This is a genomic window from Kitasatospora sp. CMC57 (assembly GCF_045866025.2).
In the GTDB taxonomy this organism is placed as follows: domain Bacteria; phylum Actinomycetota; class Actinomycetes; order Streptomycetales; family Streptomycetaceae; genus Kitasatospora.
This window is the reverse complement of sequence record NZ_AP035881.2, coordinates 3881969-3900205: the sequence shown is the minus strand read 5'-3', so window position 1 is coordinate 3900205 and position 18237 is coordinate 3881969. Positions and strand designations below refer to the sequence as shown.

The 18237-nt window shown below is 67.9% G+C and carries 15 protein-coding genes and 1 pseudogene; 11 read left to right on the top strand and 5 right to left on the bottom strand.

Annotated features, from left to right (window positions below; all coding sequences use genetic code 11):
- Positions 1–20 precede the first annotated feature (20 nt).
- The gene (locus ACKUU6_RS17385) at positions 21–512 is read right to left on the bottom strand and encodes a TrmO family methyltransferase domain-containing protein (RefSeq protein WP_407989487.1); all 492 of its coding nucleotides are present in this window, start codon (positions 510–512) and stop codon (positions 21–23) included.
- Between the two features lie 13 nt (positions 513–525).
- The gene (locus tag ACKUU6_RS17380; protein ID WP_407989486.1) at positions 526–1908 is read right to left on the bottom strand and encodes a Tat pathway signal protein; all 1383 of its coding nucleotides are present in this window, start codon (positions 1906–1908) and stop codon (positions 526–528) included.
- Positions 1909–2359: 451 nt separating this feature from the next.
- Here ACKUU6_RS17380 and ACKUU6_RS17375 point away from each other — a divergent pair, with 451 nt between their 5' ends.
- From ACKUU6_RS17375 to ACKUU6_RS17365, 3 genes are read left to right on the top strand one after another with little or no spacing between them, the layout of a single operon-like run.
- Positions 2360–2509 carry a hypothetical protein gene (locus ACKUU6_RS17375; protein ID WP_407989484.1) on the top strand — a complete coding sequence of 50 codons (150 nt, stop codon included), beginning with the start codon at positions 2360–2362 and terminating at the stop codon, positions 2507–2509.
- Entirely contained in the window at positions 2506–2709 is a 204-nt protein-coding gene (locus tag ACKUU6_RS17370; RefSeq protein WP_407989482.1) for a hypothetical protein, read from the top strand. Before ACKUU6_RS17375 ends, ACKUU6_RS17370 begins: the two co-directional genes overlap by 4 nt.
- 52 nt (positions 2710–2761) lie before the next feature.
- Positions 2762–3769 carry an NAD-dependent epimerase/dehydratase family protein gene (locus ACKUU6_RS17365; RefSeq protein WP_407989480.1) on the top strand — a complete coding sequence of 336 codons (1008 nt, stop codon included), beginning with the start codon at positions 2762–2764 and terminating at the stop codon, positions 3767–3769.
- Here the strand turns inward: ACKUU6_RS17365 and ACKUU6_RS17360 are convergent.
- Positions 3766–4596 (bottom strand): glycosyltransferase family 2 protein, encoded by an 831-nt coding sequence (locus ACKUU6_RS17360; protein WP_407992155.1) that lies wholly within the window; start codon positions 4594–4596, stop codon positions 3766–3768. The two genes, ACKUU6_RS17365 and ACKUU6_RS17360, sit on opposite strands and share 4 nt — an antisense overlap.
- A gap of 61 nt (positions 4597–4657) precedes the next feature.
- On the opposite strand from ACKUU6_RS17360, the gene ACKUU6_RS17355 reads away from it, so the two are divergent.
- From ACKUU6_RS17355 to ACKUU6_RS17325, 7 genes are all read left to right on the top strand, one after another.
- A complete protein-coding gene (locus ACKUU6_RS17355) occupies positions 4658–5419 on the top strand; it encodes a hypothetical protein (protein ID WP_407989479.1) in 762 nt (253 codons plus the stop codon).
- A gap of 10 nt (positions 5420–5429) precedes the next feature.
- Positions 5430–6767 (top strand): hypothetical protein, encoded by a 1338-nt coding sequence (locus ACKUU6_RS17350; RefSeq protein ID WP_407989478.1) that lies wholly within the window; start codon positions 5430–5432, stop codon positions 6765–6767.
- A gap of 314 nt (positions 6768–7081) precedes the next feature.
- Entirely contained in the window at positions 7082–8440 is a 1359-nt protein-coding gene (locus tag ACKUU6_RS17345) for an AAA domain-containing protein (RefSeq protein WP_407989476.1), read from the top strand.
- A 48-nt stretch (positions 8441–8488) separates the two neighbouring features.
- The gene (locus ACKUU6_RS17340; protein WP_407989475.1) at positions 8489–9739 is read left to right on the top strand and encodes an IS256 family transposase; all 1251 of its coding nucleotides are present in this window, start codon (positions 8489–8491) and stop codon (positions 9737–9739) included.
- Positions 9736–10203: a hypothetical protein gene (locus ACKUU6_RS17335; protein WP_407989473.1), complete on the top strand. Its 468-nt coding sequence runs from the start codon at positions 9736–9738 to the stop codon at positions 10201–10203. The genes ACKUU6_RS17340 and ACKUU6_RS17335 overlap by 4 nt, the downstream gene beginning before the upstream one ends.
- Before the next feature lie 183 nt (positions 10204–10386).
- Positions 10387–13554 carry an AAA domain-containing protein gene (locus tag ACKUU6_RS17330; protein WP_408649635.1) on the top strand — a complete coding sequence of 1056 codons (3168 nt, stop codon included), beginning with the start codon at positions 10387–10389 and terminating at the stop codon, positions 13552–13554.
- A complete protein-coding gene (locus ACKUU6_RS17325) occupies positions 13551–14537 on the top strand; it encodes a hypothetical protein (protein WP_407989471.1) in 987 nt (328 codons plus the stop codon). The genes ACKUU6_RS17330 and ACKUU6_RS17325 overlap by 4 nt, the downstream gene beginning before the upstream one ends.
- A gap of 391 nt (positions 14538–14928) precedes the next feature.
- On the opposite strand, the gene ACKUU6_RS17320 is transcribed toward ACKUU6_RS17325, so the two are convergent.
- A complete protein-coding gene (locus ACKUU6_RS17320; protein ID WP_407989469.1) occupies positions 14929–15207 on the bottom strand; it encodes a type II toxin-antitoxin system RelE family toxin in 279 nt (92 codons plus the stop codon).
- Positions 15208–15210: 3 nt separating this feature from the next.
- A pseudogene (locus ACKUU6_RS17315) lies at positions 15211–15478 on the bottom strand (type II toxin-antitoxin system Phd/YefM family antitoxin).
- Positions 15479–15698: 220 nt separating this feature from the next.
- Here ACKUU6_RS17315 and ACKUU6_RS17310 point away from each other — a divergent pair.
- A complete protein-coding gene (locus tag ACKUU6_RS17310) occupies positions 15699–18140 on the top strand; it encodes a helicase C-terminal domain-containing protein (RefSeq protein ID WP_407989468.1) in 2442 nt (813 codons plus the stop codon).
- Positions 18141–18237: the final 97 nt, after the last annotated feature.

Genomic DNA, 18237 nt, shown 5'->3' with positions numbered 1-18237 from the left:
CGGACAGTCACGGTCCGCCGTCAGTCATTGGCCGTGGGCGCGAAGTAGTCGCGGAGCATGACAGTCGTCCATTCGGCCTGGCGTTGCTCTCCGCGAGGTCCCATCTCACCGAACCACGGCTTCACGTCCAGGACCGGAGTGCCGTCGACGGCGTCGAGGTCTTCGACGTGGAGGTCCAGGCCGTCGACCTTGATCAGGCGGCAGCGGGAGACCCCGAGCCAGTTCAGGCGTCGCATGTTGCGGTGCCCGAAGATACCGACCTCCGGCCACTCTGGGTTGTCCCGAGGCCGGCGGGCGCCGAGGTTCAGGTCGGTCGGGTCGGTGAGGTGGAATCGGAAGACGATCTCCAGGTGCGAGAAGTCCTCAAGGCCCTTGGTCGCGTCGGTGGTGAAGAGGGATCCGTCCAGCCGGATGATCGCCCGGGTGCCGCCCCAGAAGTCGTCTGTTGGTTCGATCCGCCCGCCGACCACGTGGCCGAGGGCCTCGACCTCGAACGTCTCACGGTCTGCCATCAGTGACTCCTCATCAGGCTGTTTCGGTCAGGTATGCGGCAGCGCGTGCGTCGATCTCGGTGATCGCCGCGGTACCGCGCCGCCGGTAAGGGGAGAGCAGAGTGCGCATGTCGGCGGCGGCCTGGCGGGTGCGGCCGGACCGTACGCCGTCCATGGCATCGAGCGCCTGCGACCAGGTGGCACAGGCCCGGTCGATGTTGTTCATCTGCGCGTACACGGAGCCGAGATATCCCAGCGTCACCGCGTGAGTGCGGGTGAACTTCGTCGCCTTGCGGGTGCGGACGCTGTGGTGGAACTCGCGCACCGAGCCGTCGAGATCGCCTATGTCGCGCAGGGCGCACGCGGTCTCGTGGGCGAGGCTCGCCTCGCCGAAGAAGAACACCCTGTCCGGCTCGGCGATGTCGTCGCTCGCGGCGGACAGGTCGTCCTCGGCCCGTAGCAGCGCCTTTGCGGCGGCGTTCTTACGTCCGGCGGCGGCCAGGCTCCGGGCGTGGACGACGCCGAGGAGAGCCCGCTCCCGTGGGGACGCGAGCGCGTACCGGTCGCCGTCGACGGATGCGGCAGCGAGGTTGAGAGCCTGCTGGTGGTGTCCGAGATCGATGGCCTGGTGCGCCATGGCCCGCAGCACGTGAGCGGCCATCGGCGGATCGCCGGCCTCAGCCGCAAGTTTCACCGCCTCGGCGAAGTACCGCTGCGCCGTCGCGTGCTGGCCGCCGTCGAACGCCATCCAACCCGCCAGGTAGGCGAGTTCACTGGCTGCGGAGAAGAGATCACGGCGAACACGCTCGTCCGTGAACTTCCCCCGCAGGTAGGCGGTGACGTCGGTCGCCAGGTACTGCACCACGGATGTCCAGGCGTGACCACCGCCCCGCCGCTGATCGACCTGCGAGAACAGGGTGGTCATGTCGCGGACGGCTGCCAGGTCGCCAGGGCCAACCCGCCGCGTTGCGGCAGAGCTGCGCGCACTGCCCCGCTCGGCCATGCGCTGCCACCAGTCTTCGCCGGGCAGGGAGAGCGCGGCCACCGAGTAGACCGTCACCCCCAGGGCCCGCCTGCGTTCCACGTCCACGTCGGTTCTCCCGAGTTCGGCCAGCGCGCTCAGCGTATCCGCGTCCCAGTCGGGTTTTCGGGGAGCAGGCGCGATCAGGCCGATCTCGTCTAGCGTCACGACCCGTCCGCCGAGCGCGCGGCCTAACGCCTCGGCCAGGAAGGCACCGACGTTCCCGGCCGGCTGACCGCCGTTCTTCCAGTGCGTGATGCTCGACTTGTTGGTCTCCAAAAGCTCGTCATGCTCGGCCGCCACCCGCCTGACCAGGCGCGCGATCGCATCGCCGGAAAGCTTCGTCTCCCTGATGACCGCCCGCAGCCGCTCGTTCGGTTCCCTCGTCGGCGCCAAAGCGCACCTCCCTGACGGGCCGTTAAACCGCTTAAACCGCATAGCGTGCCCAACACCGTACTCCCAGTAGCGTTTAGGCGGTTCACTAACTGCATGCCGCTCCGCACGGTGGAGCCGACTCGGGTCCTGGACCCCTGCGGAGCGGCGGCCTGCGGCGGCTCCAGCCATGCATCCGGCATCGAGAGCCGTCCCGCCAACTCGCGACCCCGGAGAGGCTGATGACGACTGCCGACGGCACACCGCACCCGTGGAGCCTCAACGTCGCTTCCACGCTTGTGGACCCCACCCGGCCGATCTCGGGCCGATCCACGAGTCCGACGCGGGAGGGCGCCGCAGCGACCAGCAATCGCATGCTGCTGGACGAGCACCGCAGCAAGGACGGGCTGTGCGTCCGGTGCGAGAGCCCATGGCCCTGCGACGTGACCAGGAGCATCCGCTTCGGGAGCGCCGGGTGAGCAGCGCCGAGATCCACACCCAGGCCGGCGACCGGACCGTCATCTTCGTCCCGAACCGGGAACGCGCCCGCCGACGTGCCCTGGTCCTGCGTCAGCTCGCTGCCGGTCGTCGCCGCCGCAGGCGCCACCGGGAGTCGGCGGCGTGAGCACCGAGAACTCCGCGGACTTCAAGCTCCCCGAGGAGCGCCACCAGGGCCTGTACATCCGCACGTTCAAGATCGCGAAGGACGGCACCCGGTACGACAACTCCGGCGTCATCACCGTGGAATCAGAACCCGGCGCCCACGCCTACCACCCATCGGCCAGCTGGCCCGCCTGTCGCTGCCCTCAGCACCGCGACAGCTGACCCGCGCGTCGCCGCAACACGCCCATCCCACGTGCGAGAGGAAGAGCCTCCCTTGTCCCTCGAACAGCTCTCAGGAAAGACCGTCCTGGTCACTGGTGCCGGTGGCCTCATCGGCAGCCGCATCACGGCCCAGCTCCGCCGACTGGGCGCCCGCCCCATCTCGGTATGCAAGCTCGACGCCTACCCGCACGAGGTGTACCGCGAGCGGTTCGGCATCGACGCCTCCGCCCCGGACTTCATCGTCGGCGACATCGCCGAGCCGGACCTGATGCGCAAGGTGATCTCCGGCTGCGACTACGTGATCCACGCCGCCGCCCTGGCCGACGTGGCGGCCTGCACACGTCGGCCGCTGGACGCCATCGACACCAACATCACGGGTACCCAGCGGGTCCTGGACGCTGTCGCGGCCTCGGACCGGGTGCGCAGGATGGTGTTCGTCTCCTCCGCCAGCGTCTACGGCAACGGCAGCCCGCAGTTCGTGGAGAACGCGGCGGTCCAGCCGGTGTCGGTGTACGGCAACAGCAAGGCGTGGGGCGAGTACCAGACCGCCGCAGTGCTCGACGGTGCCGGCATCTCGTATGCCGTCGTGCGGTACTTCTCGGTCTACGGCGAGCCGCAGGTCGTGAAGGAGCGGAGCCACTCCTGGGTGGTCGCCTGGTTCGCCATGCGGGCCGCACTCGGCCTGCCGCTGCACCTCAACGGCGGCGGTCACCAGATCCGCGACATGGTCCACGTGGACGACATCGCCACTGGCACGCTGCGGGCTCTGGTCGCGCCTCGCACACACAACGAGACCATCAACATCGGTACCGGAACCGGCACTTCGATCCGGCAGGTCGCTGAACTCGTCCGCAGCCACTACCCGGACATCCAGCTGATCGAGACGCCCATGCCGCCCGGCGACCCCGAGGGCGGATACGCCTCCGTCCAGCGGATGGAGGAGCTGCTGGGCTGGCGGCCGAACATCACGATGGCGGAAGGCATCGACCGCTACGTGTCCTGGCTGAAGGCCACCCCCGAGGCCATCCCCGACTGGATGCGCCAGGCGGCAGCGGCCTAGATGATCGGCGGCCGACCCAGTCGGGTCATGGCCCACACCGTGCGCCAGCGCATCGGCTGGCGTCGACCGCACGCTGTGCGCCAGCCCTCGGCGAAGCCCGCGCACCACGCCTTCAGCCCGGTCGTGTCCCGGGTCCGGGCGATGGTGAGTGCCACCCACACCCCGAGGTAGACCGGCACCAGCAGCGCGGGCAGGTGGCGGCGTGCCAGGTAGACCCGGTTGCGGGCGTTCACCCGGTAGAAGAAGGAGTGCCGGGTCGGGCTGGTGCGCGGGTGCTGGAGCAGCAGCTCGGGCACGTACAGCACCCTCCACCCGGCATCCAGCGCCCGCCAGGCCATGTCGGTCTCCTCGTGCGCGAAGAAGAAGGCGTCCGGCCAGCCCCCGACCTGCTCCAGCATCTTCGAGGACAGCGCGTGGCCACCGCCGAGGAAGCCGGTCACCTCACCGCCACGCATCGGATCACCCGCCCGCAGACGGGGGACATGACGCCGCTGGGTGACACCGGTCTCGTCCGCGATCCGGAAACCGACGATCCCCAGCCTGGGATCGCCTTCGTACAGGGCGGCGATCCGTGCGAGGACGTCGTCCGCGACCAGCAGACCGTCGTCGTCCAGGTCGATCACCACGTCCACGTCCCGCAGGTGCTCCAGGGCAACGTTCCGGCCGCCGGTCACCCCGAAGTTGTCCACGAGCTCCACGCCCTCCACCCCGGCGGGCAGTTCCGGCAGCGCGCACCCGTTGCCGACCACCACGACCTTCGCGGCCTTGACCGTCTGCATCTCCACCGAGGCCAGCAGCTCGGCCAGCTCCTTCGGCCGCGTGCCCATGGTCAGGATCGCCACACCCAGCTTGACGCCCACCGAACCTCTTCCCTTCGAGGAACCAGAGATGACCTCACGAACGCCGGAGCACAGCACCGCGTCGCTCAGAGAACTCGCCGAGAACCGGAGCCTTCCAGCTCACCAGGTCATGGACCAGGACACACTCGCCTGGATCGCCAGAAACCGGCCCGAACCCTCAGCAGCGCCGCCCACCCTGCCACATCCGCCGCTCATGCTGGTACCGGACATCACCTGGCTCGCGGAGTCCCGGCTCGTTGACTCCATCCATGGCGTCCGGCACAACGCCCGCGTCTCCCTGCTCGCCGGTCTGCTCGCCCAGGAGCACGGACTCGACCGCGATCACACCGCGGCCCTGTGCGCCGCGGCAGCCGTTCACGACTGCCGTCGACACGACGACCGCGAGGACCGTGGGCACGGCTGGCGGGCAGCCGGCTGGTTCACCGCGAACCAGACCGCCGTGGGCAGCCTGCTGGGCCGCACGCTGCCACCGGCTGTGGCGGCACTGGCCGCCGACGCCATCGGCCTCCACGACGTCCCGTACACGGCCTTCACCGCCGAGCAGAAGCGCGGCTACCAACAGGCCCCGCACTTGACCGACTTGCTCAAGGCAGCCGACTGCCTCGACCGCTACCGCCTTCCCCTAACCCGCTGGTGGCCCGACCCGTCCCAACTCCGCGTCATCATCCCCGCCTGGCTCCACCCCGTCGCCTTCGACCTGGTCGTCCTCAGCGAACAGGCCCGGCTCGACGGCGCCACCAACCACGGAGCGCTCATCCACGCGCGCCAGATCCTCAGCCGAGAGCAGTAGGAGGCCACCTATGCACAGCGAGTGGGACATCGCTCATACCGACCACACCAGCAGCACCGTCCGCCTCGGCCCCACCGGGCTCGCTGAGACCGAAGGCGACTGGCGCCACCAGCTCGAACGGGAGACGCCCAACGGCGGGCTGCTTCGCAGCAACGCGATGACGCAAACCCTGACCGCCGGACGACCCATCCACCTGATGCACACCACCGTCGCCCTCGACGCGATCCGCTCCAGCGGCCAGCTGTTCGCCTCCTCCGGGTGCCTGGTCGCGGCCCTCTACTGCGCGACCCTCTCCCCCGAGCCCGCCGGCCTTCGCCCCCACAACCTCGGCACCTACCTGCTGGAGACCAAGAAGCACACCCGCACCCTGGTCTTCGAGATCACCCCCGACGCCCCCGTACCGCCCAAGGGCATCGACTACCTCCGCCTCGGTGCCATCCACCTGCGGACCTACCTCACCCACCGCAGCTTCCTCACCGAGACCGAAGACGCCAAGCTCCGCCGAGCCGTGCTGGACCGGCTCCGTACAGCGGCCCCCTTCCTCGACGTCCTCCTCGCCAACGCCACTGGGAAGGTGACGCCGAAGGTCGAGTTCATCGACCAGCTCGCCGCCACCGTGCCGACCTTCCCGTTCCTCGGCTACCTGTACTTCGAGGTGCTGTCCGAGTACCTGATGCTCAACTCCGTGACGCCCGAGACCAAGGCGTACGCCCAGCTCGGCGAGATGAACAACCGCCTCTACAAGCGGCTGGCCTTCTCAGCCGTCCAGGGCATGGACCAGCTCTTCGACCTGTCCCGCTTCAACCCGGGACACGAACGCTTGCTGCAGCTCGTCGGGCAGATCGAGGCCGGCCTGGCCCCTGGGGTGGCCGACTTCACCAGGCGGCGCCTGTCACACCTGTTCGCCAGCGTGGCGCTCGCACCCGACCAGGACGCGGCGTCCTTCACCTTCCGCAGCGCGGACTTCGACCTTCTCGCCACAACCGCGCCGTACCTGCTGGGCCAGCTCGTCTTCCGCGAGATGCGTATCGTCGACCGCTACCCGGAGCTGTACCTCGCCTTCGAGCAGGCCAAGGCGCTGGAAGCGTGGAGCTACTGGAACGCCGAGGGCATCCCGACGCCGTTCAACGGCACCATCCCGAAGGGCGAGATCGGCATCAACCCGGCCTACCCGCGCGCCCGCTGCGCCGTTTGGACCGCAGAGACCTGTGAGCGCGGCCTGCTGCACCCGGTGGAACAACTCGAGGTGAGTTTCCTGCCCCGGCTCGCCGAGCTGGGGATGACCGCCATGCGGCGGGACGGGACGGGGAAGGCTGCAGGGCACCTCCAACGGATTGTGGCGGTCTGACTCAGTTTCGAGTCAGACGTTGTGATGCTGTGTGCTTTCAAGTAGCAGGAACGCTCTGCAGGCGATATTCAGACAACAAGGATGGGTCGGGCACTGCCCAAACCAGCAGATCGGCACTTGAACCGACTGGCGTTTCCCCGAGTACCTGAGTGTAGTCAGAAAGCTACCGCAGGTGAGGGCGGCCCGTTGCCCGCTGGATCCACCACGGCGATCATGGCTGGATCTATCTGCCAACAACTTGCGCCGTTTGCCTCGCGACTGGCTTCCGCACATCCTGGAAGGCTTTCCAAAAGCGACAGTTGGAGGGGTAAGCCTTGAAGCAGCCAGCGCTGCGCGCGGATGATCCGCAGGTTGTCAGGCACACACGTGACCTGGTCGAGTTCCTACGGGAGTTCGTGCGCAGTTCCTACAAGCCAGTGCGTGACTGTTCGAAATACAAGCAGGTGCTCTGGCTTGCCGAATGCCCCGACGATCTCGTTCCCTCGAAGCTGGCAACCAGCGGGGTGCTGTTCAAGGTCAAGCACTATCCCGTACGACCCGCACCGACGGTTCCCGACGTGCTGCAAGGTTGGATCGAGCCACAGGACGTGGCCTCCGCGACAACCGGGGACCCGCTTCTGGCTGAGGTCGGACCCGGCCGCGGCTATGTGGAGGACGAGGACGGCAACACCTACGAGACGGACGAGATCGCCAGGGCCGACGCCCTGGACGTGCTGAACGCTTACAGCCGCTGGCTTCCCGAGTGGAAGCGCTGGGCACAGCGCGAACAGGAAGAAGAGCCGTACCGACAGCTACACCGCCGCCTCTACCGCATGGCGACCCAGATCCAGCGGGAGGGAGAGGTCTTCGAGGCAGTCCTGAGCACCGGACTGTTGGCCTTGGACCGTGGGACCAAGAGAGAGCGGGTGCACAGGCACGTTCTGACGGTCCCCTTGGTACTGGCAGTGGACCAGGAGACGGTGCACATCACTGTCTCCCTGTCGGACGGTGACAGCCCGAGGCTGGAGGACGGGGACTTCCTGGACGAGACCCACGGCTACACCGCGCAGTTGCTGAACGCGCTGCGGTCCCGGGTCGAGGGGGACACCTTCCACCCTCTGTCCACGGATGCCATGGAAGTGTTGCGCGCCTGGTGCGAGCGGGCCTTCGGCATGGAGCACGTGGCCCGCTTCGACGATACCTGGAGCCGCCCGGACGAGACTTCCCCAGCCGAGCCCAGCGTCTCGTTCACGCCGGCGATCGTTCTGCGTGAGCGCGGCCAGGGGGCGCTGGTCACGTTCTACGACGGCATCGCCCGCCGCTTGGCTCAGCCGGGCGCTGTGAGCCCGCTCGGGCTCGCGCAGTTGCTGTTCCAGATCGAGCCTGAGGACCGTACAAGCTGGGCGGCCGAAGGGACGGGAGGTTTCGAGCCCGCGCTCGGACCAGATCCGTTGTTCCCCCTCCCGGTCAATCGAGCACAGCGCGAAGTGCTGAGCCGGCTGCAGAAGGACACCGGTGTCGTGGTCCAAGGACCGCCCGGAACCGGCAAGACCCACACCATCGCCAACCTGATCTCGGCGCTTCTGGCCGACGGCAAGCGGGTCCTGGTGACCAGCGAGAGAGCAATGCTCAGGACTTGTGGATCGGGTTCCGGGAGGGCATGCGGAGGGCGTACCTTCCCGAATGATCCGTAAGGTCTCCGAGTAGGCCCGCGTTGCAGCGCGGGTCGGGAAGGTACGCCCGTGCTCAGCGTAGTCACCGACGACGGCTCCACACAGTCCGGCTCCCTGATTGACGAGATCGTTCGGGAAGGCGCCCGCCGGATGCTGGCCGCCGCACTGGAAGCGGAAGTCAACCAGTACATAGCCGAGTTGTCGGCCGAGACCGACGAGTACGGTCGACGTCTCGTGGTCCGCAACGGCCACCACCGGCCTCGGACCGTGGTCACCGCGGCCGGACCGGTCGAGGTCATGGCACCGCGGGTGAACGACCGCCGTGTCGACGATGAGACCGGCGAGCGCAAGCGGTTCTCCTCGAAGATCCTTCCGCCGTGGTGCCGCAAGTCGCCGAAGATCTCCGAGGTGCTGCCGCTGCTCTATCTGCACGGCCTGTCCTCCGGCGACTTCGTCCCGGCGCTTGAGCAGTTCCTGGGCGGCACGGCTGGCCTGTCGTCGGCGACCGTGACCCGGCTGACCAGGCAGTGGAGCGACGACCACGCCGCCTTCCAGAACCGTGACCTGTCGGATCGCGACTTCGTCTATGTCTGGGCCGACGGGGTCCACCCGAAGGTCCGGCTCGGCCAGGCCCACTCGTGCGTCCTGGTCCTGCTCGGAGTCCGGCTGGACGGCACCAAGGAGCTGATCGCCCTGGCCGAAGGCCTGCGCGAGTCCACCGAGTCGTGGGCCGACCTGCTGCGCGACTGCCGCCGACGCGGCATGCGCGACCCCGAGCTGGTCATCGGCGACGGTGCCATGGGCCTTTGGCGGGCACTCGCCGAGGTGTTCCCGGCCGCCAGGCCGCAAAGGTGCTGGGTTCACAAAGCCCGCAACGTCAACAACTGCCTGCCCAAGTCCGCACAGCCCGGCGCGACGAAGGCGATGCAGGAGATCTACAACGCCGAGGACCGCGCCCACGCCGAGAAGGCGATCGAGGCGTTCGCGAAGACCTATGGGGCGAAGTTCCCCAAGGCCGTCGCGAAGATCACCGAGGACCGGGACGAACTCCTCGCGTTCTACGACTTCCCCGCCGAGCACTGGATTCATTTGCGGACCACCAACCCCATCGAGTCGACCTTCTCCACGGTCAAGCTCCGCACCAAGGTCACGCGAGGCGCAGGCAGCCCGGCGGCCGCGCTCGCGATGGTGTTCAAGCTGGTCGAGTCCGCTCAGGCGCGATGGCGCGCGATCACCGGCGCCCATCTGGTGTCCCTGGTCCGAGCGGGTGCCCGGTTCGAGAACGGCGTCCTGGTCGAGCGCGAGGAGCAGGCCGCATGAACGTCCACGAGATCCTGCAGAACCCGGACGAGCATGTCCGCTTCGCGGCCTACCTCGACAAGCTGAGGCACGTTGCCGACCCGGAGGAGCTCGACCTGGTCAGCCGCGTGCTCACCGATCCGGACCGGACGATGGCCCAGTCCGCCGTGCTGCGGCACCTGGACCGTCGAGCCGCCGGCCTCTACCCCGCTCCCGCCTACGAGGGGTGGGCGCAGGCGATGACCCGGGCCACGATCGACCACCCCTTCCTGGCCCAGCGCCTGCGGGAGTGGTCACTCTTCCGAGCCGTCACGCTCACGCTGCCCTGGCAGCCGGACGACCTGCTCGCGTCATCCAACTGGCTCCAGCTCAAGACCGCCACCGGGACGAACACCGAGGCCATCGAGATCCTCGCCGAGGCCGGCCGCACCAAGCGGATCCGCAACACTGCCAGGACCGCCCTCAACCACCGCAGCAAGAGCTGAAAATCAGCCCATCCACAACTCTTGACTATTGCTCCCAGCGAGAAGGCACAGGCGCTGAAGGTCCTACGCGACAAGATCCCACAGAAGTTGCGCCAACTCTGCGTTCTTCAGGGAGACTTCAGGTATGAGGGCGGGGATGAACTTGGGCGGTCCGTCCGCTCCCTGTCCCATCTCAGCGCCTCGGTGACAACCGATCAGCTCACTGAGCGCATCGAGGGGCACCAGCAGGACCGGTCGGACCTGGAGAAACTGCAGGCCGAACTGCGTGAGGACCTGCGTGATCTGCGGGAGGCCGAGTGGGTTGAGCACCCCGAGTCCGCAGTGGCGCCGGGATACTACGGACGGCTCGCAGAGATCGTCGAACTGGTCTCCGGGCGGGCGGCGTCCTACGAGTGGCTTCCCGAGCTGCCAGCAGATGCGTCTGTTCGTCCGCCGATCACGGCCGAAGAAGCCCAACGCCTCCTCGGACTTGTGGGGCGCCACGGGTTCGAGGTGCTCACTTCGCGCGCTTTCCTGTGTCCCGCCCCCGAATCCCTGCCTGCTCCAGCTCGGTTCGAGGAACTCGTGCGAAGCCTGCAGGCCGCTCTGGAGGTGTCAGGCAGCGCGCCCTCGGAAGCGGCGCTGACGATGGCGGATCGAGGAGAGGAACTGATCGACACCGTCATCGGACTCCTCGACACCGCTGAGCGGGCGCTCCAGCAGGAGGGTCTGCCGGCCGATCCGACGACGTGGTCACAGGACCATTGGCAAACCACCGCACTGGTCGACGGCATGACTGACAAGCGTCAGCAGCTTTGGGAAGGAGTGCGCCGCCACTCCGCCCGTGCCGTAGAGGTACGCAACCGACTGCTTGGTATGCCGCTGACGGAGGTCGTGCTGCCGCAGGTATCGCAGACCGAAGAGCCACACCAGCGGGCGGCTGCCCGCGAGTTCGCGCGGTATCTGAGGACGAACGGCCAGCCGAGCAGATGGGCGCTGAAGAAGCCCTTCCACAAGCAGGCTCGTCCTCTGCTGGAGAACTGCCGTGTTGACGGCCGTGTCCCGCGGACGTCCGAAGAGGTGGAGACCGTGGTCGTACACCTCGAACTGCGGGAGTGCGCGCGGCAGCTCCAAGAGCGGTGGCAGGCGTTCCGCACCCCCAAAGCCGAGGGTGACCCCGAGGCGGTGCTGTCCGAACTGCTGGACCGTTACACGCTGTTGCAGGCGGTGGATGCATTCACCTCAGCGGCGCGGGCGGTGCACGACGCTCTGGTAAAGGCCGGAGTGAAGGGGCTCATGGTGCGGTCGCCGGAGCAGTGGAACGAGGTGCGGCAGACGGCCGGACGCGCGCGGCTGGTGCTGTCTGCCAGACTGGCGGAGCGCGAACTGGCTTCTCTGATCGGGTCCCTTCCCAACCCGAGCGGCGCCGATGTTCCCGAGCTGGCCGAGGTCCATCGCGCGGCGTCGAACCGTGACGCGACCGCGTATACCAGGGCGATCGACGCCGTGGCGGCTGCCTACCTGCGGGAAGCCGACCGCAGGCAGGCGTACGAGCTGCTCGCGCAGTTGCAGAAGGGACTGCCCGAACTCGGGCGCGCATTCGCCGCTTCACCTGCGGACCCGCAATGGCAAGGGCGGTTCGCGGAGCTTGACCGGGCGTGGTCCTGGCAGTTGGCGAAGCGCTTCATGGATCGCATGCTGTCTCCGGGGCGAGAGCCGCAGCTCGAGAGCAAGCTCGCAGACGTCGAGGAACAGCTCAAGAGCGTCAAGGAACAGCTCGCCGCGGACCGAGCACTGTTGCACTGCCTCAAGCGGATGACAACCAGGCAGAAGCAGGCGCTGAGCGCCTACGCCACTGCGATGTCGCATGCCGGACGCGGCACGACGGCACAGGGAAAGCGGCATCTGGCCGCAGCCCGGTCCGCGATGCGCGACGCGCGGGGAGCGGTGCCCGCATGGGTCATGCCGCTGCGACAGGTGGTCGAGATGCTGGATCCGGAACCTGACGCCTTCGACGTCGTCATCGTCGATGAAGCCAGCCAAGTCGGCTTGTCTGGGCTGCTGTTGCTTTGGTTGGCGCCCCGTGTAATCGTCGTCGGCGATGACAAGCAGTGCGCACCGTTCTACACCGGCAACAAGCATGACAAGATCAACCAGAAGGTCGATGAACGGCTGGCTGGCTTCGCCGACTGGCAGCGGGACGGCTTCAACCCGAAATCGAACCTCTACGAGTTGCTGTCTGCTCGCTTCCCCGAGGTCATCCGGTTGACCGAACACTTCCGCTGCATGCCGGAGATCATCAAATGGTCCTCGCGGCAGTTCTACCCGGACAACGAGTTGGTCCCCCTTCGCCAGTACGGCGCCGACCGGCTGAGGCCCCTGGAAGTCGTCCATGTGCGCGAGGGCTACTGCGAGGGGATGCGTGAGCGTCTCGTCAACAGGCCCGAGGCGGAACGCCTGGTCGGCAAACTGCGGGAGCTGATCAGCGACCCGGCATACGCCGGCCGGGAGATCGGCGTCATCGTCCTGCGGTCCGGCGCACAGGCACGGTTGCTTGAGGACCTGATCGACACGGAGATCGGCCCTGAGGCCAGTGTGCGACACAACATCCGGGTCGGAACCGCCGAACAGTTCCAGGGGGACGAGCGGGACGTGATCCTGCTCTCCATGGTGGTGGACGCTGACCACGCCCGGGCGCTGACCGGCCTGAACGACGGCAGGCGCTTCAACGTCGCGGCGAGTCGGGCGCGTGATCAGATGTGGCTCTTCACCTCGGTGACCTCGGATCAGCTGAGCAGCAAGGATCTACGGCACTCCCTGCTCACTTACATGCAGAAGCCGCCGTCTCTGCACGTCGCACCACCGGCCCTATCGATGGTCACTCCCGATGAGAAGTGCGACCCGTTCGACTCTCTCTTCGAGCAGAAGGTCTTCCTGGAGATCAGGCGACGCGGATACCACGTCGTTCCGCAGTGGGAGGTCGCCGGAAAGGTCATCGACCTGGTCGTGGTCGGGGACAACGCGCGACTTGCCGTGGAGTGCGACGGCAGCCCCTACCACTTCACCAGCAGGCAGATCCGGGACGACTACGAGCGCGAGCGGGACCTGCGACGTGCAAAGTGGACGTTCTGGCGGGTCCGCAGCAGCGAGTTCACCCTTGCACCCGACGAGGCTCTCGCTCCCCTGTGGCGCAAGCTCACGGCGCTCGGTATCCACCCGGGCGCGGCCGAATTCGAACAGTTTGCCCCCAGTGAGGCGAGTGACTGGAAGCCGGTCGCTTTGCACGACGAGTCGCAAGACGCGGATGTCGATGACGAAACGACCGATGACGAGGATCTGACCGCTGATGACATCCGAGGAGACCTGACGTGAGCCAGTCGTTCGACGAGAGCGTCCTCATCGAGATCGCCTATTTGATCTGTGGCGACGATTCACCACTGCTGTACCGCAAGGGCTACGAGATCGCCGAGTTCCTGCGGCGCGCGAAGTGGGAGGACGTCCCCGACCCCGATGGCACATCGCGGCACCAGTGGACGCTCGAACTGCTTCGCGAACGCCAAGAGGAGGGCGAGGGCGATGCCCTGAAGGCAGTGCTGCGACTCGCCGACCAGCGTGAGTACGTTGGCCAGCCGCGCGAGTACAAGGCCACTGTCGCTCGACTCGACGAGGTTCTGGCCCTGGAAGGGTGGCGAATCAGCTACGCGGAGGGACAGCCAGTCCTCGTACCGGTCGAGGCCGACGCCGGCGAGTCGGTGCGGATGCCCAGGGTCGAACTGCAGGTCTCCGTCTCGCAGGTAATCAGCGACCCGGCGTTGGCAGCGGCGGTCCAGACCAGGCTCGACGAGGCGCACACGTGTTACGAGCACGGTGCATACACGGCAGCCGTGATCATGCTGGGCAGTCTCCTGGAGGGGGTTCTCGTGCACGTCGCCCAGGTGCGCGCAACTGCTCGGACACTGAGAAAGCGACCGGAGGACATGGGCCTGAAGGAGCTCGTCGATCTCGCACACGACAACGGCTGGATCGAGCACGACGCGAAGCTCGCTTCGGAACTCGTGCGGCATTACCGCAACCTGGTGCATCCAACGGCGGAACGACGAACCGGACACGGGCCCAACCGCGACACGGTCAACATGTGCTGGCCGGTAGTCAACGCGGCTCTCAACGACCTGGCCGCCACTGCGTCGGCCGCACCCGCCCGGCCGGCCCCCTCGGCTCCGGCCATCTCCGCCACGAACCGCCCAACCCCGGCAACCGTCGCCCGACCTCGACGTCCTTCCGGGCCGGCCAACGGACGGGCGAGCCGTTCGCGTAGTGGGGCAGGGCCCGCACAACCGACGACGAATCCTGGATAGCCCGCAGGCCCGAATCGGACGCGTCGGCAATCTCGGCATGCCACTTTGGTAGGTGGCCGCCGCAAGCGCGGTCGAGGGCTACGGCCTGGTTGCAGTTCTGGTTGCATTCACCCCCGTCCAGCGCCGTTCAGAGCCCAGTCACCAAGCCACTCCGCCGCAGGTCAGGACGTCTGCGACCGTCCTCGGACGGCCGGACGAACATTTGGAAAGCGTGTTGGGATAAAACCCTCACGAGTTCGAATCTCGTATCCTCCGCCTCCACGAAGGCCCGGACCGCACAGCGGCCCGGGCCTTCGTCGTTCACGGCTCATTTGCAGTCTCGGCGAGCACGACATCCCCCACGACTCAGGTCGATCCGCCCGGGCCTGCCGGCCGAGTTGTCCGGCAGCGCCTACAGATGGCGATAGACATCGCGCCGGTTGCCACCTGTCATGACCCAGATGATCAGTTGACCGTCCTCGACCGTGTACACCACGCGATAGCTCCCGACCCTCAGACGCCACCTCGCACCGTGCCCTTGGAGGGCCTTGATGTCGAAGGCTGAGGCGTCACCCTCGCCCAGAGCGTTCTGCAGTTCGGTGAGGCGGTAGAGGATCCGCAGAGCGTCGGGGCGGGGAATCTTGAGCATGTCCCGCTGGGCATGCGGCGCGAACCGCGTGACGTAGCCCATGGGTCAGGCGTGGTGAGCGCGAAGCATGGCGGCCATCTCTTCGAGCGATACCGACCCCTCAGAGCCTTCGGCCTCCGCTTCGTCCGCCAACCGGTTGAGCCACACCTCTTCGGCTTGTTCCGCCAGTCGGCAGATGCTGGTACTCGCGAATATCGAGTACTACGGCTTCCTGCTTGCCCCGCCGCGTGATGATCGTCGGGGTCTCGTCCCGACGCGCACGATCGAGGACGTCCGCAAGGTGGCCGCGAACCTCGGCCGTTGATTCGATCACGGGCTCACTCATGCAACAAATGCAGCAGATGTACATCTGTGCCAGTCCTCGACGGCTGCACGTTTCGGACAGGGCGGTTGACGCCAGACCCGACTGGTTCCCCGCCTGATCGAAGCCCCGGACCACCCGGTGCTCCGGCCTTTGCTGCTTTCTACCTCGCTGGTGCGCCATCCTGGTGTTCCCCGGACGGCTTCAGCAGGCATGTGGCGTCCTCTACGCGGTGAGGTGTCCCATCGGCAAGAAGAGCGAGTCAGCGCTGGCCTCATGGCTACGCGGTCTGGATGCTGCGGAGTTGGAGCGGATCCTGGCGGCGCGCCCCGACACCGTGTCGGCTCCGGAGCCGCAGTCGCTCGGTGAACTGGCGGACCGTCTTCAGCGCCCGGGGTCAGTGGCGCTGGTCCTCCCCCGGATCGCACTGCCATGCCTGCAGCTGGCGGAAGCCCTCGCCGCGCTGACGGTCGCATCGCTGGACGAACTGGCAGCCCTGCTGGGGGCCACGCACGGTGAACGCGCCCGCGAACTCGCCGCCACGCTGCAGGCGCTGACCGACCGCGCTCTGGTGTGGCCGGATGGCAACGGCCGGCTCCGTATGGCGGCAGCGCTGCGGAACACATGGGCCTCGCCGCTGGGGCTCGACGCACCACTCGGGCAACTGCTCGCAGGCTCGACCTCCGACGAAATTGGCCGGATGCTGGCGAAGCTCGGCGTCAAACCCGAGGCCAACAGGAAGGAGCAGCGGCTGGCGGCACTGCTCGATCACCATGGCAATCCTGCGCGGGTCGCCACGCTGGTGGCAAAGGCGCCGGCAGCCACCCGAGAACTCCTCGAGCGGCAAGCACGAAAGGCTCCGAAGCAACCGGACTTCGTCATGTTCGGGACGCCGCAAGCCGGCTCCAGGCCCGGCGAACAGTGGGCGGTGGAACGGGGACTGCTGATCCGGGACCGGTACCGCTATGGGCCGCCTCGGATGCCCGCAGAGGTGGCACTCGCCCTGCGCGGCTCCGACTGGCACGCTCCGTTCACACCTGCCCCGCCCGGCGTGCGCTCTGTTCCCGCCACCGGCTCGGATGTCGAACGGGAAGCCGCAGCCGCCTCCATGGCGTTCGCCGGCCATGCTGTGTCCGTCCTCGGGCTGTGCGCCGCTGCTCCACCGGCCCGGCTCAAGGCCGGCGGGATCGGCGCCCGCGAGCTGTCCCGGATCGGCAGAGCGGCACAGTGCGACGAGATCCCGGTACGCCTCGTGCTGGAGACGGCGAGCGCGGCAGGCCTGCTGGCCCGGGACGGCGACAGGGTCGCGGCGACCACCGCCTACGACACCTGGACCGAGCAGGAACCAGCCGACCAACTCGCCGCGCTGCTCCGGGCCTGGTGGGCGCTCCCTCTGACCCCTGGCGGAAGCCGCGACGAGGACGGGAAGGCGCTGCCTGCACTCGCCGGGGCACCACCCTGCGGAGGTTGCATCCAGGCCCGGCACGGGCTGCTCACAGCCGCGTCGCAGCTCCCCGCCGGCGAAGGCGCGGCAAAGTCGGCGGACCTCGGGGCACTGCTGAGGTGGCTCCGCCCACTCGCCGACGAACTCCCCCAGGACGCCACGCCGTTCGCCACTGTGGTCCGGGAGGCGGAATATCTCGGTGCGCTCGCTCTCGGGGCCGTGTCCCCGATCGGGACCGCCCTGCTCGCCGACGACACCGAAGCACTGACCGACGCCTGTCGGCGGCTGCTGCCCGCCGCCAGCGGGACCGCTCGCTTCGGCAGCGACCTCACGGCCGTAGTCGCCGGCACGCCCGCGGTGTCCCTCCTCTCGCTGCTGGACTCCGTCGCGGACCGGGAGACCGCCGGTGCCGCGTCCGTGTGGCGGTTCAGCCCGGGCAGCGTCCGCCGCGCCCTCGACGCGGGCTTGACCCCCGACTCCCTCACGGCCGACCTGGCCGCCGTCGCCGTCGAGCCGCTTCCCCAACCGCTCTCGTACCTGATCCACGACACTGCGCGCAGCCACGGCCGGGTGCGCGTCGTCTCCGCGGTCTGCGTGATCCATGGTCAGGAGCCGGCCCTCCTGGCCGAACTGGCCGCCCACCGCAAGCTCGCCCAGTGCGGCCTGCGACAGTTGGCGCCGACGGTGCTGATCAGCCGGACCCCGGCGGACAAGACCATCGCAGCACTGCGCGCTGCGGGCTACGCCCCGATCGCCGAGAAGCCCGACGGATCGGTCCGGATCGAGCGGGCCCAGCACCACCGCGCGGCGAACCCGGTCCCACGCCCGCGCCTGCCCGGTGGCAGGAGCCGCACACAGCGGCCGGACGCCCGCACCGCGGACGCAAGGACGGCCGTCGATCTGCACACCCTCGCAACCCGGCTCCGGAACGCCCCACAGGACCTCACAGAGCCCGACCCGTACGACGGCCACCCGTATACCAGCGACACAGAGGAGATCATCGCCGGGAACGCAGGCAACCTCTCCTTCACCGATGTCCGCCAACTGGCCCATGCCATCGACGAAGGGCAGTCGATCACCATCGAGTACGTCGCCACCTCGGGCAGCACGACCGTCCGCACCCTCAGTCGAGTCGAGCTCAACGCCCCCTATCTCCACGCTTGGTGTCATCTGCGGGACGACGAGCGCATGTTCACAATCTCCCGCATCCACGGCGTGATGCCCGCGTAGCCCGGGCCAGGAACCCACCGTCCGCAGCAGGACGGCTGGTCTCAGTTCTGGTCTCATTCACCCTCGTGCGGGCAGGTTCAGCCGCCGCCCAGCCGTG